At 68.7% G+C, this 15,433-nt stretch carries 13 protein-coding genes and 1 pseudogene; 5 read left to right on the top strand and 9 right to left on the bottom strand.

Annotation, left to right across the window (positions count from 1 at the left end; all coding sequences use genetic code 11):
- Positions 1-53: 53 nt before the first annotated feature.
- Entirely contained in the window at positions 54-1,235 is a 1,182-nt protein-coding gene (locus tag ACIA5C_RS16910) for an EAL domain-containing protein (RefSeq protein WP_396055378.1), read from the bottom strand.
- 94 nt (positions 1,236-1,329) lie between these two features.
- Between ACIA5C_RS16910 and ACIA5C_RS16905 the strand changes: the two genes are divergently transcribed.
- Positions 1,330-1,983 carry a TetR/AcrR family transcriptional regulator gene (locus ACIA5C_RS16905; RefSeq protein WP_396055376.1) on the top strand — a complete coding sequence of 218 codons (654 nt, stop codon included), beginning with the start codon at positions 1,330-1,332 and terminating at the stop codon, positions 1,981-1,983.
- A 697-nt stretch (positions 1,984-2,680) separates the two neighbouring features.
- Here ACIA5C_RS16905 and ACIA5C_RS16900 read toward each other — a convergent pair.
- The 6 genes from ACIA5C_RS16900 to ACIA5C_RS16875 are packed head-to-tail and all read right to left on the bottom strand — an operon-like array spanning position 2,681 to position 9,433.
- Positions 2,681-4,213: a dolichyl-phosphate-mannose--protein mannosyltransferase gene (locus ACIA5C_RS16900; protein WP_396055374.1), complete on the bottom strand. Its 1,533-nt coding sequence runs from the start codon at positions 4,211-4,213 to the stop codon at positions 2,681-2,683.
- Between the two features lie 48 nt (positions 4,214-4,261).
- Entirely contained in the window at positions 4,262-5,461 is a 1,200-nt protein-coding gene (locus tag ACIA5C_RS16895; RefSeq protein WP_396055372.1) for an MFS transporter, read from the bottom strand.
- A gap of 18 nt (positions 5,462-5,479) precedes the next feature.
- Positions 5,480-5,962, bottom strand: a complete 483-nt coding sequence (locus ACIA5C_RS16890) for a GNAT family N-acetyltransferase (protein ID WP_396055370.1) — start codon at positions 5,960-5,962, stop codon at positions 5,480-5,482.
- Entirely contained in the window at positions 5,956-7,122 is a 1,167-nt protein-coding gene (locus ACIA5C_RS16885) for a type III PLP-dependent enzyme (protein WP_396055368.1), read from the bottom strand. The genes ACIA5C_RS16890 and ACIA5C_RS16885 overlap by 7 nt, the downstream gene beginning before the upstream one ends.
- Entirely contained in the window at positions 7,122-8,420 is a 1,299-nt protein-coding gene (locus tag ACIA5C_RS16880; protein ID WP_396055649.1) for a DUF6271 family protein, read from the bottom strand. Before ACIA5C_RS16880 ends, ACIA5C_RS16885 begins: the two co-directional genes overlap by 1 nt.
- Before the next feature lie 2 nt (positions 8,421-8,422).
- Complete coding sequence (locus tag ACIA5C_RS16875) at positions 8,423-9,433, bottom strand: phytanoyl-CoA dioxygenase family protein (RefSeq protein ID WP_396055366.1); 1,011 nt, start codon at positions 9,431-9,433, stop codon at positions 8,423-8,425.
- 423 nt (positions 9,434-9,856) lie between these two features.
- Here ACIA5C_RS16875 and ACIA5C_RS16870 point away from each other — a divergent pair, with 423 nt between their 5' ends.
- The 3 genes and pseudogenes from ACIA5C_RS16870 (at position 9,857) to ACIA5C_RS16860 (ending at position 11,043) form a co-directional block, all read left to right on the top strand.
- Positions 9,857-10,225 carry an MmcQ/YjbR family DNA-binding protein gene (locus tag ACIA5C_RS16870; RefSeq protein WP_396055647.1) on the top strand — a complete coding sequence of 123 codons (369 nt, stop codon included), beginning with the start codon at positions 9,857-9,859 and terminating at the stop codon, positions 10,223-10,225.
- A 71-nt stretch (positions 10,226-10,296) separates the two neighbouring features.
- Positions 10,297-10,512: pseudogene (locus ACIA5C_RS16865) on the top strand (FAD-binding protein); the annotation flags it as partial.
- A gap of 6 nt (positions 10,513-10,518) precedes the next feature.
- Entirely contained in the window at positions 10,519-11,043 is a 525-nt protein-coding gene (locus tag ACIA5C_RS16860; RefSeq protein WP_396055364.1) for a GNAT family N-acetyltransferase, read from the top strand.
- A gap of 301 nt (positions 11,044-11,344) precedes the next feature.
- On the opposite strand, the gene ACIA5C_RS16855 is transcribed toward ACIA5C_RS16860, so the two are convergent.
- Positions 11,345-12,622 carry an acyltransferase family protein gene (locus tag ACIA5C_RS16855; protein WP_396055362.1) on the bottom strand — a complete coding sequence of 426 codons (1,278 nt, stop codon included), beginning with the start codon at positions 12,620-12,622 and terminating at the stop codon, positions 11,345-11,347.
- 206 nt (positions 12,623-12,828) lie between these two features.
- On the opposite strand from ACIA5C_RS16855, the gene ACIA5C_RS16850 reads away from it, so the two are divergent.
- A complete protein-coding gene (locus tag ACIA5C_RS16850; RefSeq protein ID WP_396055360.1) occupies positions 12,829-13,206 on the top strand; it encodes a hypothetical protein in 378 nt (125 codons plus the stop codon).
- A gap of 94 nt (positions 13,207-13,300) precedes the next feature.
- Here ACIA5C_RS16850 and ACIA5C_RS16845 read toward each other — a convergent pair whose 3' ends face one another.
- Complete coding sequence (locus ACIA5C_RS16845) at positions 13,301-15,004, bottom strand: ricin-type beta-trefoil lectin domain protein (RefSeq protein ID WP_396055358.1); 1,704 nt, start codon at positions 15,002-15,004, stop codon at positions 13,301-13,303.
- Positions 15,005-15,433 lie beyond the last annotated feature (429 nt).

The following is a 15,433-nucleotide window of genomic DNA, read 5'->3' as shown; positions in this document are numbered from 1 at the left end:
CGCTGAAGCATCGGCGCCCCGTCCGTCATTTTTAGCGGATTCGCCGGAGAACGTCACGCATCGACAGATTCGATTGCGCGATGCGGCCAGACGTCGCGCGGACCGGGCTTACCCCAGAGGAAGCCCTGGCCGTACCGGACACCGAGGTCGTTGAGCGCCGATCGCTCGCCCCGCGACTCGACACCCTCGGCCACCAGCACGGCACCGATCTCGGCCGCGAAACCGACCAATGAGCGGGCCAGAGCACGCCGTACGGGGTCGAAGTCGATGCCCCGCACCAGCGCGATGTCCAGTTTGATGACATCCGGCTGGAGATGCAGGATGTGGCTGAGGCTGGCGAATCCGGCCCCGGCGTCGTCGACCCCGATGAAAATGCCGGCCGCCCGCAGCGGCCGCAGCGCCGCGGTGAGCCGGCGATAGTCGGAGACCGGCGTGTGCTCGGTGATCTCGAGCAGGATCCGCGGCCCACCGATGTGCCGCATGAGCACGGCGGGCGCCGCCGGGTTGAGCACGGTGTCGGCCGAGATGTTGACGCCGAGCCAGCCACCCTCGGGGGCCAGGTCGAGGTGGGAGAGGGCGCCGCCGGCCGCCATCAGCTCCAGTTCGGCGCCGAGGCCGTACCCGGCGGCCATCGCGAACGCCCGCTCGGGCCGCGCCGACAGCGGATGATCGAAACGGGACAGCGCCTCGTAGGCCACCACACCGGCGTCGGCGAGGCGGACCACGGGCTGGAAGACGGTACGGATCGCCCGCGCGTCGAGGACCGCCCGGATCTGCTTCTCGGCCTGCCGCCCGGCCCGCGCGGACGGGCTGCCCAGATGCTCGGTGACCAGATCGGCGAGCAGTCCGAGGTAGCGCGCCGAATAGTCGTCGAGGCTCGGATCGGGCGTACGGCTGAGGCAGCAGAGCATCCCGCCGATCGTCCCGTCCGCCTCCCGCCAGGGCGCCCCGACGTACGACCCGATGTTGAGTTCCTGGGTTGCCCCGAGCTCCCGGGCGATCGGATGCCGCCGGGCGTCGGTCACCACCCGGCCCAGCCGCCCCGCCAGCACCTGGGTGCAGAACGCCTGGCTGAGCTCGGTGCCCTGGCCGATGACCACGTTCATCTCGGCCAGCGCACCCTCGGCCGCGACGATCACCTGCTGTCCCTCCTTGAAAACGGACAGCCAGGCCACCTCCATGCCGAGATGCGCCCGGGCAAGCGACAGCAGTCGCTCAAGTATCGGATCCCCCATGCTGCCCCGCCCTCTCCGCCGGTTACCGACGGAGCGCCCCATCGACGCAAGACGGCCCCGCATGAGAGAAAGCGTCCGTGCTACAAACACGGGCGTGACAGCCTCAGGCCCCCGCGGCGGCCGCCCCCGCGACCCGGCAGCCGACGAGACGATCCTGCAGGCGACCCGCCGCCAACTGGTCAAGCAGGGTTATGCGCGGATGACGGTCGCCGACGTCGCGGCCGACGCCGGCGTCACCCGGCCCACGATCTACCGCCGCTGGCCGGACAAACTCACGCTGGTGTCGGACGCCCTAAACTACGGTTTTGTCAACCAGCGGGCGGCCTACAACTGGGCCGACGACGAGAAGACACCCTTCGAACGCTTCCGTGAGCTGGTCCGCCGCACCGATCCGTGCTTCGCTGACCCGAACGGCCTGGTCCTCGAAGCCGACTTGATGGCCGAGACGAACCGCACCCCAGAGCTGCTGCAGTTGCTGGCCGAGCGCGCGGTCGAGCCTCGCACCGGCCCGCTCGAGGCGCTGCTGACCCAGCTGAAGGAGGACGGCGCAATCCGCCCCGACACCGACGAACGCACCACAGCCACAATGATCCTGGGCGCCTTCTTCGGCGCCCACCTACGCACCGACCACACCGACCACACCGACCACACCGACCACACCGACCACACCGACCACACCGACCGGACGGTCGCGGACCAGATCGCCACCGAAGCCTGGGCCGGGTTGCGATACAGCACCAAGCCGTAACACAACCCGCCACCACCCGTGCGACATCAACCGCCAAGGCCACTACGCCCACGGACCCGCCGCGCCACATTTAGCCCGCACGGGCCCGCTACCGCACCCGCACCCGCGCACCCGCACCCGCTGCCGCTGCCGCTGCCGCTGCCGCTGCCGCTGCCGCTGCCGCTGCCGCTGCCGCTGCCGGGCCTACCGCACGTCGGCTATCGCGCCCACCGGACTTCCGAAGCCAGTCCAAAATCCCTACGAGTCCTCAGCGCGGCCGCGTTACAGCGATCAGCTGTAACGCAACGGCCGTGCGAGCCTCACCAGCTATCGAGCCAATGAGCGCAGCCAGTCGGCCTCAAAGCAACCCACAACGAGCACCCGTAAACCCTCGGCGGCATTGCGTTACAGCAATCAGCTGTAACGCAACGGCGGCGCCACCCCGCATGAGCTACCGCACCCACCGGCGCGGAAGGCGAGTCGCGAGGCGGCCGACGAACTCATCGAACTGGTCGGCCTCACCGCCAAGCTGCTGCCGCCGAAGCGTTGGGGTTACAGCAATTAGCCGTAACCCAACGGCGAGCGATCCTCGTGAGCTGCCGCGCCCATCTGCGAAGGCAACGCACGGCGCGGCTCCTGACCGACCTCGACCCGCGGGCGCAACGGGGCCGCGAGCACCGGCGATCGCTGACCTGTCCTCAGAGGGTTCGCGCGCCGACTACCACCAGCGGGTGCCGAGCCACATGCGGGAGGCCCAGCCCTGGTAGGTGATGAGCTGGCCTACGAAGATCGGGTAGAAGTAGGCGAAGCACAGGGCTATCACGGCCATGTAGAGGCCGGCAATCACGGTTCCGAGCAACTGGTGGTCGGTGCGGTTCTTGCCGGTGGCCACGCCCTCGGGTGGGGTCATGATGGCGCCCAGGGTGTAGACCACGGCCAGGATCAAGAATGGCAGGCCGGGCAGCAGGTAGAACGAGAACATCGTGCGGCCGTCGGTGATCGCGTAGTAATACCACGGGAGCATGCTGCCTACGGCCGGGATCAGGATGGCCGTGGCCCGCCAGTCGCGGCGGGCGATGCCGAACCACAGTACGGCGATCAGTGCGGGCAGGAACGACCACCACAGCAGTGGCGTGCCGAGCAGCAGGATTTCGCGTACGCAGCTGGGCGCCCCGCAGCCGGTCGGGGTGTTTTTGTAGAGCAGGACCGGGCGGCCCAGCAGAAGCCACTGCCACGGCCACGACTGGTAGGGGTGCTTGGTGGTCAGCGAACTGTGGAAGCTGTACGCCTCGTGGTGGTAGTGCCACAGGTTGAGCAGGGCGCCGAGGATCGGGGGTTCGCTGAGGCCGTTGGCCTGGCGATAGTGGCGGAAGTAGCCGTCGTTGGTGGCGAACCAGCCGGTCCAGGTGGCGAGGTAGAAGATGAGGCTGAGCGCGACGCTCGCTGCCCACCAGCCGACGTCGCCGCGGAGGCGGTCGCTGAACCCGGCCGAGCGGCGCGCCTGCCGGCGCCAGATCAGCACGACCAGCACGAAGAACGGCAGGAAGAACAGGGCGCTCCATTTGACCCCGCACGCCAGGCCGAACACTGCGCCGCCGGCCAGCAGCCACCACGGGACGATGCGCGGGGCCTCGCCGGCGCCTTCCTCGAGCGCCCGCAGCAACCGGCGCCGGTAGTGGTCGCGGTCGATCAGCAGGCACGCGAAGGTCGCCTCGACGAACAGGCCGAGGAAGATGTCGAGCAGCGAGATGCGGGACAGCACGAGCTGGAAGCCGTCGAGGGTCATCAGCAGGCCGGCCGTGCCGGCCAGCACGATCGAGTGGAACATCCGGTAGGCGATCCGGATCAGGATGAGGATCATCAGGGTGCCGGCGATCGCGCCGGGGAGCCGCCAGCCGAGCTCGTGGTTGCCGAACGCTTTTTCTCCCAGGGCGATCAGCCATTTGCCGAGGGGCGGGTGCACCACGTACGCCGGGCCGCCGTGCTCCGGGTCCCATTCCACGCCGTGCTGCAGCATGTCGGCCGCGTCGGTCGGGTAGTAGACCTCGTCGAAGATGTAGCCCTTGACGCTGGCGAGCCCGTACAGCCGGGTGATCGCCGCGACCGTGGTGATCGCGAAGGTGACGAGCCACGAGTAGGGGTTGAGCCAGTCCTCGAGCGTGGCGAGCCGGCGCCGGACGATGTCGGGAACGCCCGCGGCCGGTGAAACCGCGGGCGCTTCCGTGTTGTGCTGAGTCGTCGCCGTAGTCACTGCGCGATCGTATGGGTTCGAAGGCGCACAGTGATAGCCGACGATGGGTCAGACGGCTACGTCGACCGGGGTTTCGGCCGGCGAGTCGGGTGACGTGGCCGAACCGAGCTGGATCCGGGTCACGCTGACGAAGACCAGCACGATCGCGACGACCACCACGGTCATGCCCCAGACCAGGCTCGACGCCCCGGCCACGAAGCCGATGATCGGCGGGCCGACCAGCAGGCCGGCCGTGCCGGTGGCGGCGACGAGCGCGAGTGCGTCCGGCCCGTGCTTGGCCGCGGCGACGTAGATGCAGGGGGCGACCGCGGCCATGCCGAGGCCGACGCAGGCGAACCCGATCAGGGCGGGCAGCCAGCCGCCGGCCAGCAGGGCCGCGCCCAGGCCGACCGCGGCCAGCACCGTGCCGACCAGCACGACCCGTTTGTCGCCCCACTTGGCCCGCCAGCTGTCGGCGAACAGCCGGGCGAGCACCATCATCGCCGAGACGGTGGCGATGCCGAGCGGCGTCACCGAGGTCGCGGCGTGGGTGACGTCGCGCAGGTAGAGGGCCGACCAGTCGTTCATCGCGCCCTCGGTCAGCTCACTGAAGATCATTGCGATGCCGAGGCCGAGCACGACCATCGACGGGATCGCCCAGCGACGCTTCCCCGAAGGCGAGGCGTCCGCGGCCGCCTCGGCGGTGTCCGGCGGCGTGTCGGCGGGCAGCAGGCCGGTCCAGGAGACGGCCAGCAGCCCGAGGAGCAGAATCCCGGCGATCAGGAAGTGCAACGGCAGCTTGGTGGTGAACGACGTGACCGCCGACGCGAGCAGCGCCGACGCGAACGTTCCGCCGCTGAAGACGGCGTGCAGCCTGGCCATCGTGTTGCGTTCGAACTTGGTCTCCAGGTCGGCGCCCTGGGCGTTCATCGCGACGTTCAGGCAGGCGATGAGGATGCCGTCGAGGAACAGCACCACGATCGCGACCCAGAAGGTGGATGAGACCGACAGCGCGGCCAGGATCACCAGCAGGGCGAACGCCGAGGCGATGCAGAGCATGCGCGAGCCCAGCTGCTTCATCAGCCGTGCGACCAGCGGGAACGACACGGTCGCGCCGATGCCGGGGGCGAGCAGCAGCAGCCCGACCTCGACGGTGCTCAGGTCGAGGTGCGATTTGAGGTAGGGGACCCGGGAGACCCAGGTGCCGTATTGGAAGCCTAGGAAGCAGAAGAGCGCGGCGATCGCGACTTGGGAGCGTCTGAACGACATATCGGGTGGTTCCTTAGATCAGAGCGAGCGGGACATGTAGGTCGCGCCCGGGCCGTATCCGGCGGGAGCCGGCACCTCGGGGCGGGGATGGAACCCGTGCCGGCTCCAGAAGGCGCCGCTGCCTCCGACCGATACGAGCGAGACCCGGGCGTAGCCCTGCGCCCGGGCCGCCGAGAAAAGGTGTCCGGCCAACCGGCTGCCGAGCCCGGAGCCCCGGTGCTCGGCCGCGATGGCCATGTCGTGCAGGTGGAGATCCGGCGAGGCCGATGAGTCCGACGGATCGGTGAGCGCCGGGACGCGTCCATAAAGGTAGGGCAACGCGAGCAGGTAGCCGGCGACGGCAGACCCGAGGCAGAGCACGAACGAGGTCCCCACCCCGGCCCGGCTGCGCAGCACCGCCGGATCTTCCGAGAGCCCGAGCGGCGCATAGGTGGCCGACTCGAGCGCGGAAATCCCGGGCCAGTCCGCCGTGGAGAGCGCGCGGATGGAGGCGGTCAGCACGCACCCACCTCGTCCCGCGCGCCGATCGTCACGTAGGGCAACGGATCGAAGCCGTTGAACCCGACCGTGGTGTAGCTGACCGAATATGCTCCGGCCGACATGATCCAGACCGGGTCGCCCGAGGACAGCCCGGCCGGCACCGAAACGAGCGCGCCCGGCCCGAACGCGTCGTCGCTGTCGCAGGTCGGCCCGGCGACCCGGGCCATCACCCGCGGCCCGGTCGGGTGGGTCGGGAACTCCAGCCGGTACTGGATCTGGTCGAGTTCGTAGAGCCCGTTGAACCGCCCGCAGCTCAGGTAGAGCCAGTGTTGGTCCCGCTCGGTGAGCCGCACGACGTGGGCCCGGATCGCGCCCTGGTCGGCGACCAGGTGGCGGCCCGGTTCGAGCACGAAGTCGAGCGGCCCCGAGGCGACCAGCCGCAACTGCCGCATGCCGTCGCGGATCGCACCGAGGATCGCCGGCAGTGGCGGCTTCAGCGAAACACCCGCGCGGTCGAGGTAGCCCAGGGCGGGCAGCCCGCCGCCCAGGTTGATGTGGTCGAGCCGGATCCCGAGCGCGTCGAGGCGGGTGACCGCCCCGGCCAGGTCGGTGAACGCGTCCCGCCACGCCGCCACGGTCATCTGCTGCGAGCCGACGTGCAGCGACAGCCCGGCCGGGATCAGGCCGTGGGCCCGGGCCGCGGTCAGCACCTCGAGGGCTTGCGGCATCGAGCATCCGAACTTCCCCGAAAGACCCCACAACGCGCCGCGGCCCCGGGTCGCCAGCCGGCAGAACACGCGCGAACCCGGGGCGTACGCGGCAATCGCGCGTACGTCAGCAAGGCTGTCGGTGGCGAAGAGCCGGACCCCCCTCCGATAGGCCGCGGCGATGTCCACATCGGATTTGATGGTGTTGCCGTAGTGCACGCGGTCGGGCGGGGCACCGGTCCGCAGTGCCTTGGCGATCTCGTTGGGGCTGGCCGCGTCGAAGCCGGCACCCGCCCGGGCGAGCGCGCCGAGCACGTCGTCGACCGGGCACGCCTTGACCGCGAACCGCACTTCGACGCCGGGCAGTTCGCGCAGCAGGTCGTCGTGCCGGTCGACGATGCCGGCCAGGTCGAACACGATGCGGTCCGCCGTCGCCTCGGCGAGGGCGGACCGCAGGGCAGAACTGGAGAACATCAAGACAGGCCGCTCGCCTTGGCCGCCTTGACCAGCGGCCCCCAGACCTCGATCAGCAGGGCGAACTCCTCGATGTCCTGTCGCGCCTCGACGACCAACTGCTCCTGGCGCCCGGCGAGTTGATCGGCGAAGGCCGCATAGCGGCCACCGAGGGAGCGGTACGCCCGTTCGAGCTGCTCCAGCTTCGCGCGATTGGGCGCGGTGTCCGAAGAGGTCGACGACCGCACCATGTCGACCAGCAACGGGACCCGGATCCGATAGTTTTCGTCGAGCAGCTCGGAACCCGCCGCGCCCATCTGGGCATAGATCTCGTGCAGGTACAGCATCGACAGGAAGAACTTCATCAGCCGCAGGTGGTACACGTAGAACGCCTCGTCGGCCTTGCGGTCCGGCGTGTGGTAGTTGATCACGTGCCGGTTGTGCAGCACGCCCGGGAGCGTGCTGTCGGGCACCAGGTGGATGTGGAAGTAGTCGCTGCCGATGGTGTCGGTCATCGGCGGCAGCGGCACGTCCTCATGCACCTGGAAGTAGCTGATGTTGCTCATGTCGACCCGCATCGGGTCGACCAGGCTGAGGATCGCGCGGTCGCCCTGGAACTCGCCGTCCAGCGCGCCGGTGAACGATTCCTCGACGAGTTCCCGCTTCTCCTGCTCGGTCGCGCCGGGCGCGGCCCACAGGCTGACGATGTCGAAGTAGGCCTGCGGGTTCTGTTCGCGGACCTCCTCGATGTCGACCGAGAGGTCGCCGATGAACGACGCGCCGACCGTCACGACCGGCTTGTCGAGGTGCTGCGGGTCGAGGGTGACCTCGGTGACGCCGTCGACCGCGTCGCGCGCGGTCTTGCCGATCGACATCAGCTCGTGGTGGATCGGGTAGACCGGCCGGCCCTCGAACTCCTGGAAGGCGACGTCGGAGTCACGCCGGTGCACCGATTCGCAGCCGAGGGCGGCCGCGATGATGAACGCCCGGTTGGTGCACGCGCCGTAGGACGCCCGGCTCGGCAGCATCAGCTCGGCGATCAGCTCCGGCTTGCCGACGCCGGCCTCGGCGATCACCCGGTTCAGGAACTCGGCCTGGGCGGCCTCGTCGAGATGGGTCACGCGGACGCCGTCCGCTTGCGGCAGATTGCGTACGGCGTGAGCGTGCGCCGCGAACGTGGCGGCGTCGCACGAGTCGAGGATCAGCAATTCGACCTGGACCCCGAACGTGCTTGCGCCGTACGCGGCCTCGGCGTGGATCGCCGCGATGGTGCCCGCACATTCGCGGTGGGTGGGCAGGGCCAGGCAGACTCGGCGCATCGTCACCACTCGTCCACGCCGAGGAGACGGCGGCCGTGCTCGGTCAGGTCGGCCGGGCCGTAGCGCAGCGACTCGTGCTTGTGCACGTCACCGACCAGGGTGGGGTTCCACTCCGGGGTCATCAGCTCACGCCACGACTTGACCCGCGACTGCACGAGCTTCTCGTGGGTCGGCAGTGCGGGCATCATCGTCAGGTACTGCACCGAGCGGCACTTGTCGGCCGACTGGTTCGGGGCGACGCCGTGCGCCACCAGGCCGTTCCAGATCAGCAGGTCGCCGGCCTTGAGCTTCGGGCGTACGACCGGGAACTCGCCCCGGTCGATGTTCGGGCGTACGGGGTCACGGTCGGCGGGCTGGCGCAGCCGCCAGTCCTCGAAGCGGCGGAACAGTTCCGGGTCGCACTGGAAGCCGCCCAGTTCGTCCTCGGAGTCGTGCAGCGCGATGATGCCCTGCACCCGCTGCGGGAGAACGGACAGCGTGGTGTCGACGTCCCAGTGCAGGTTGATGTCGAAGCCGCGCTCGGTCGGCGGGATCATCGCGCGGGCCCGGTTGCCGACGTTGGGCGGGTTGAGGTTGAGCCGGTCGAGGCTCACCCACAGGTGCTCGGTGTCCCACACGTCGACGAACGCGTCGTAGACCCGCTGGGCCATCCGGGCGTCCCACATGATCTGGGCCTGGTACGCCTCGACGAAGCCGAGCACGTAGAGGTCACGGTCGAGTTCGTCCTTGAACTCCCGCTCCGGGTACCAGGTGGCGGGGTCGTTCGGGTCGAAGCCCTGGAACTCGAACGCGAACGCCATCATCTTCTCGGCTTCCGCGCGCGGAATGGCTTCCCGGATGATGGTGTAGCCGTACGTCTGCCAGAACTCGAAGTCCTCTTCGGACAGTACGCGCAGCGGCAGCGTCTTCTTGAGGTCCCGCAGCGGCATCTCGGCGAGGTAGGTCTCGCCGTCCCGGCTGAAATACGGAACCTCGGACGACGATCGGTACAGGAACTGGTCGCTCTCCGGCATCTATTGCTCCCACGTGTGAATAGGTGCTTCACCGGACCGCTCGCCGAGGAGGCGGTGTTACGCAGGGACGTTCTGCGAACGCGACGATAAAACCGGCAGCACTGATCGAGATATGCAAATCGGTGGGCCTGGGTCGCGGGGAAACCTAGCACAGAGAGTCACTCCGAATAGCATTGTGGACGGACGGGCTAACGAGGGGGATTTTCGGGCAACACCGCAGGCCAGGCGCGTCGACCATGCTGGCGTTACCGTCCCTCCCGGTGACCTTGATCACTAAAGTTTGTTATTAGTTCTGTTGAAAAACAAATTAAAGTCGCCAGTGGGTGCCGTATCCATCACCGAAAGTATTGATATCCTTCGGCCGTGCCTTCCAAGCGCGAACGCCCGGCAACCGTGGCTGATATACATTCGGTGGCCTCGGCAATGCCGCATGTGACGATCGAATGGGGCGAAAAGCACGACAACCCCGTCTATCAGGTTGGCGGGAAGTCGTTCGTCTTCTTCCGCACACCCCGGCCGGACGCCGTGGACCCCGGCACCGGCGAGCGCTACACCGACGTCGTCGTCTTCTGGGTTCCGTCCGACGACGACAAGCAGGCGATGGTCCAGGACCTTCAGTCGCCGTTCTTCACCACGCCCCACTTCAACGGCCACCCGTCGGTGCTGCTGCGCACCAGCCGCATCGCGGAGCTGACCCGGCGGGAACTCACCGAGGTCATCCAGGACGCGTGGCTCGCCCGAGCCTCCAAGCGCCGCGCGAGCGACTGGCTGGCGGCGCAGCAACTGCCGTAGTTGTGGGCGATCCACAAAGTCTGCCCAGGTGGTTGATCGCCACTACCGACTAGTCATGGTTCATCAGCACGACCCGCAAAAGCCTCGGCGGCCTGCAGACCGACCTCTCCGGGCGGGTGCTGGCCTCGAGCGGCCAGCCGATCCCCGGCCTGTACGCGGCGGGCGAGGTGGCCGGCTTCGGAGGCGGCGGGGTCCACGGGTACCGCTCACTGGAGGGCACCTTCCTCGGCGGCTGCCTGTTCAGCGGACGCCGGGCCGGACGCGCGGCGGCAGCTGAACTAGCCTGACCCTTCGTGAGAATCCGCCTGCGCCGTGACTGGCGCGACGACGACCTCGACGCCCTCGCCGCGATCAACGCCGACCCGGAGGTCATGCGCTACATCCTGGACGGCTCGGTACGCGACCGCCGGCAGAGCGCCGACAACCTGCGCCGGATGCAATGGGAGTGGGCAACGCTGGGCTACGGGCGGTTCGCGATCGAGCTGCCCGAGACCGGCGAACTGATCGGCTGGGCCGGCCTGGCGATCCCCGAATTCCTACCGTCGGTGATGCCGGCGGTCGAGGTCGGCTGGCGGCTGGCCCGTTCGGCGTGGGGCCACGGCTACGCCACCGAGGTGGCGGCGGAGGCGCTGCGGCTGGGCTTCACGTCCTGCAACCTGGACCGCATCATCAGCATCCGCCACCCCGAAAACGACCGCTCGGCCCGGGTGATGGAGAAGCTGGGCCTCCGCTTCGACCACGAGACCGTCGTGCCGGGATACGACCAGCGGGTCGCCGTCCACGCCATCACCCGAGACGAGTGGAAGACCCAGCAATAACGCCGCCGGGATGGGGCGACACGGAAGGGATGATCGGCCTCGGTCTGCTGTTCGAAGCCGCCGACGACCTCGCGGGGGCCGAGTCTTACCACCGCCAGGCCACCGAAGCGGGAAACCTGCGGGGGCTCGTCAAACCTGGCGACGCTGTACGCCTTGCAGCACGACGACGAGCGAGCCGAGGCTTACTGTCGCGAAGCGATCGATGCCGGGTACGCCGACCTCGGCGGCATGCTGCACGATCAGAGATATCGGGAAACGGCGCAGCGTTACTAAGATCTCGCTGACCGTTGATGCTGCCGCGCTACAGCTGGGTGACGGTAATCGGTTCCAGGCGTTGAACGGGCGCCGGAGCCTTCGCCGGCGGCTCCACGTCCGGACCGAGCCGCTCCTGCAGCCGCTTCTGGACCTTCCGCCCCAGCGTCTGCCCCGGCATTTCCACGAACCGATAGCACAGCCAAGCGACCACCAACGTGCTGACCGCGAACACCAGGAACACCGTCACGTGCCCGCTGACCCCGTCCCGCTTGTCGGCCGGGATCAGGTACTGAATGGTGTAAAGCACCACCAGATGCAGCAGATAAACCGAGAAGCTGATCTCCCCGAGCCACGTCAGCACCCTCGGCATGGACCGATGCCGCAGCGCGAACGCCCCCGCGAAGGTCGCCGCCACCGCCAGCGAAGCGGTCGTGAAGACGACCAGGTCCCGCGCCTGTCCGGTGTGGATCGCGGTGGTCAGCATCGCGGCGAGAAGCACGATGCCCAGCGCTACGCCGCCCGGCCGGCGGCCGACCTGGCCGTGGTGCAGCCGGTAGATCACTGTGCCGGCGAACAGCAGGCTCAGCATGAGGAGCGCCTGCCAGGAGGCCGACGCGGTGGGCCACTTGGTGGCGTGGCCGTTGAACAAGGGCAGCGCGAGGAACTCGATGCTGACGACGCCCGCAAACATGATCAGTGGCCGGCGCCCGCTGATGTAGGCGGCGAGGACGGCGACGAAGAGGACGCCCACCGCGATCGCCAGGGTGCGCCGGTCGGCGCGGCTGTCGCCGATGAGGGCGTCGGGCAGGCGCGGGCCGCCGACCAGCGCGACCAGGGCTAGGCCCGCCGCCCACCAGGCGCTGTGCCGGTGCACGCCCCAGGCGAACAGGCCGGCCACGATCAGATAGAACATCATTTCGTACGCGAGGGTCCAGAACGGCCAGACCAGCCCGCGCAGCCCGAGGAACTCGTGCAGCATCGTGATGTGGCCGAGGACGCCGGTGACCGACTCGTCCTTCAGCCCCTGGTTGATGTTGAGGATGTTCGCGACGACGAGGACGGCGATCAGCGCGATCGTCGTCAGGTAGGCCGGGTAGATGCGGAACAGCCGTCCGACCCAGAACTTGCGCAGCGAGCCGTGTTTCTCCAGGGACATCGGGATGACGTACCCGCTGACCAGGAAGAACAGGAAAACGCCGTACCGGCCCATGTCGAAGTATTTCAGGACCGTGTGGTGGGCGTCCGACCCGATCACCGCCGGGCTCAGGTGGAACAGGGCCACGACGATCGCGGCGTAGCCGCGGAGGGCGTCGAGCCATCCCATCCGGGACGCGGGGCGGGCAACAGCAGCGGGGGGAACGCTCGCGGGCGCGGACCGGTACAAAGACATAGCCGCAAAACGATAACTGTGTGCGGGCTGTCAAAGGGTCACGAATTCATAGCGAACCCATAGTGAATTCCTAGCAGGGACACAGGAAACCTCCCTAACGGAATGAAGCGGGCACCCCCGGATGGTCAACACTGGGCGGCGTGGCAAAAGAGCGCGTGACGTGGATCGTCGTTGTCCTCTTCCTCGTATTCGTGACGATTTGGAGCGTCCGCGCCCTTCCCGAGTGGTGGGCCGGCCGGGGCCGCGGCACCGGCACCAGGAGGCACCGCGAGCGCCAGTTCCTGGCCAACACCCTGGCCCTGGCGTCGATGCTGGCCGGAGTCGTCGTCATAGTGATGATCGACCGCGGTTGGATCGGAAAAATCGGCGGCCGGATCCTCATGACCCCCGTTGCGGCGATGTTCGCGCTCTCCACCGTCGCCACGCTGACCATCTACTGGTTCAACCAGCCGCGGTTCCTGGTGCCGCCGCGAATGCGGCGACAGCCAGGACGCTGGCGAGAGATCCGGAAACGCTAGGCGATGGTCCGGCCCGGTTTCCCGTACGCGGCGAGCCGGCACCACAACCACAAGGCGCCGGCTCCCGCCTTCTCACTCGTTGTCGACTGCGAAATCAGGCCAGGGCGAACTTCTGCGCGCCCGAGCCGTTGCAGTCCCAGATCTGCAGCCGGGTGCCGTTGCCCGTGGCACCGGACGGCGAGTCGATGCAGCGGCCGGTCGTCGGGTTGGACATCGAGCCGTCGCCGTTCACGACCCAGTTCTGATAGCCGCCGCCGTTGCAGGTCGCCAGCTGCAGCTGGGTACCGGCCGCGTTCACGCCGCCCGCGATGTCCAGGCACTTGCCCAGGGAGCGCAGCGTCTGGCCGTTCCAGGTCCACTTCTGGTCGGCCGACGTCGCCTGCTGGCAGTCCCACAGCTGGACCGCCGCGCCGTCGCTGCCGGTGTCGTCGCCCGCCACGTCGACGCACTTGCCGCCGGGGCCGTAGATCGGCGCGCCGATGGTGAACTTCTGCGCGCCGGATCCGTTGCAGTCCCAGATCTGCAGCCGGGTGCCGTTGGCCGTAGCGCCGGACGGCGAGTCGACGCAGCGGCCGCTCGTCGGGTTCCGCAACGAGCCGTCGGGCTGCGAGACCCAGTTCTGGTAGCCACCGTTGTTGCAGGTCGCCAGCTGCAGCTGGGTGCCGCCCGCGTTGTTGCCACCCGCGATGTCCAGGCACTTGCCGAGGGTCTGCAGGGTCTGTCCGCTCCACGTCCAGTGCTGGTCCTTCGCACCGGACTGACAGTCCCACAGCTGGACCGCGGTGCCGTCGCTGCCGGTGTCGTCGCCCGCCACGTCCACGCACTTGCCGCCCGGTCCGGCGATGGTCTGCCCGCCGGTCGTGCCGCCGCCCCCGTTGCCCCCGCCCGATCCGGGGCCCTTGTTGTAGACGGCCACCGAGTCGATGATCAGTTTGCCGCCGGAGACCGTGGCCGCGTTGGGTCCGCCGCCGAAGGCGTCCGGGAAGCCGCCGCCCATCGCCAGGTCGTAGATGATGAAGAACGGATGGTCGACCGCGTTGGCCCACGTGGTCGCGTCGACCTGGGTCGCCTGGATCGTGAAGAAGTTGCTGCCGTCGAGGTAGAAGCGGATCTGCTCGGGCGACGTCGACCGGTCGATCTCGACCGCGTAGTCGTGGAATCCGGTCTGGCAACCGGAGCAGGCGCGCTCCCCCGAGCCGATGCCTGTCGACTCGTTGCAGGGGCCGCCCGGGTTGACGCCGCAGTGCAGGGTGCTGAACAGCGAGCCGCGCCCGTTGATGTCCTCCATGATGTCGACCTCGCCGGACCCCGGCCACGACACTCCGGAGCGCAGCGGCGCGCCGAGCATCCAGAACGCCGGCCAGTACCCCGCGCCGTTGGAGGTGTTGACGTTGGGCTGCTGCAGGATCGACTCCATCCGGACCACGCCGCCGGCGGCCGCGCCGAAGGTGGCCGCCTGGGTCTCGACCCGCCCGGAGGTCCAGCCGCTGCGCGGGTCGGAGCCGGCGTGCAGGGCTTGCAGCACCAGGTGGCTCTGGCCGTCGTAGTAGACGTTCGAGGTGCTGCTGGTCATCGTCTCGATCTCGCCGGTGCCGAAGCTGCTGCCCGGCCCGGTGTCGTACTTCCACAGGCCCTGGTCGATGCCGGTGTTGGCGGCGCCGTTGAAGTCGTCGCTCCACGTCAGCGTGAAGCCGGCCGGCGCGCCCGGCACCGTGGCCTGCGCGCTCTGCGGCACGAGGACGGCGGCGGCCACGGGCAGGGCGGCCAGGGAAATCAGAGAGAGCGCTCTCTTCCACATGAATGTCAAGCGCACGGTGCGCCTCCGGGGATCGGGCGGTTCAGGGGTGGCTGAGATTCAAAGACATCGACAACTATTACGTTGTCAACGCCCGGCCGCGATCTCCGCCCGAGTGCGCCTCAACCGCCCGCCGATCCCGGTGTGATCGGGCAGCTGAGCCGTCTGTGGCCGAGGAACAACTCGACCTCATCGAGTTCCGGCGGTACATCGACCAGGCCCGTGCGGGCCGCCCGACCGTGCCCTCGACCTGCGGGAAACCGCGCTGGAACTCTGTCGCGGCAATCCGCCGGCCGCCGTTCCCGAACTCCGTCAGCACCCACCGGTCACCGCGTTTCCGAACGAACCCATCGCCGTCACGCTGCAACACGCCGACCTGTCCATCGCCGTCGGCCAGGTCGGCCGTTCGCTCTCGTGCTTCATGAGCTGGCC

The sequence above is a fragment of the Actinoplanes sp. NPDC051343 genome, from assembly GCF_044455125.1.
In the GTDB taxonomy this organism is placed as follows: Bacteria; Actinomycetota; Actinomycetes; order Mycobacteriales; family Micromonosporaceae; genus Actinoplanes.
Note: the sequence above shows the minus strand (reverse complement) of the source record. Positions and strands in the feature narration are given on the sequence as shown.

Excerpts from the sequence above, each read along its gene's own strand:
- ACIA5C_RS16910 (WP_396055378.1), bottom strand. The coding sequence starts at position 1,235 with ATGGGGGATCCGATACTTGAGCGACTGCTGTCGCTTGCCCGGGCGCAT.
- ACIA5C_RS16895 (WP_396055372.1), bottom strand. The coding sequence starts at position 5,461 with ATGTCGTTCAGACGCTCCCAAGTCGCGATCGCCGCGCTCTTCTGCTTC.
- ACIA5C_RS16885 (WP_396055368.1), bottom strand. The coding sequence starts at position 7,122 with ATGTTCTCCAGTTCTGCCCTGCGGTCCGCCCTCGCCGAGGCGACGGCG.
- ACIA5C_RS16880 (WP_396055649.1), bottom strand. The coding sequence starts at position 8,420 with ATGCGCCGAGTCTGCCTGGCCCTGCCCACCCACCGCGAATGTGCGGGC.
- ACIA5C_RS16875 (WP_396055366.1), bottom strand. The coding sequence starts at position 9,433 with ATGCCGGAGAGCGACCAGTTCCTGTACCGATCGTCGTCCGAGGTTCCG.
- ACIA5C_RS16870 (WP_396055647.1), top strand. The coding sequence starts at position 9,857 with ATGCCGCATGTGACGATCGAATGGGGCGAAAAGCACGACAACCCCGTC.
- ACIA5C_RS16855 (WP_396055362.1), bottom strand. The coding sequence starts at position 12,622 with ATGGGATGGCTCGACGCCCTCCGCGGCTACGCCGCGATCGTCGTGGCC.
- ACIA5C_RS16845 (WP_396055358.1), bottom strand. The coding sequence starts at position 15,004 with ATGTGGAAGAGAGCGCTCTCTCTGATTTCCCTGGCCGCCCTGCCCGTG.